Raw genomic sequence first — 248 nt, 5'->3', positions numbered from 1 at the left:
GTGCTCCACTAAGTCGGATGAGGCGGTACCGGTGGTCAGCGTCAGGTTATTTCCGGCCTGCGCCGTCAGTTGCTGACCCGCATTAATCTGGGCTGCGGTGGCCGTCAGGTCATGCCCGGCCTGCAATGTCAGGTCACCGGCGCTGGTTATCTGGCTGCCGATATCGGTCTGTTGGGTCAGATGGCGCGTGTTACCGCCGCCCCAGTCGCCGCTTTCTGTGTGTTGCGTGTTTACGGTCTCCAGCGTCA

The 248-nt window shown here is 61.7% G+C and carries 1 protein-coding gene; it reads right to left on the bottom strand.

The window, feature by feature from the left end:
* A partial coding sequence (locus C5471_RS23830; protein ID WP_166296756.1) for a hemagglutinin repeat-containing protein occupies positions 1 to 248 on the bottom strand: 248 nt, incomplete at both ends.

Source organism: Photorhabdus tasmaniensis (genome assembly GCF_011189505.1).
Classification (GTDB): Bacteria; Pseudomonadota; Gammaproteobacteria; order Enterobacterales; family Enterobacteriaceae; genus Photorhabdus; species Photorhabdus tasmaniensis.
The sequence above is the reverse complement of the archived record's forward strand: the minus strand, read 5'-3'. Positions and strand labels throughout refer to the sequence as shown.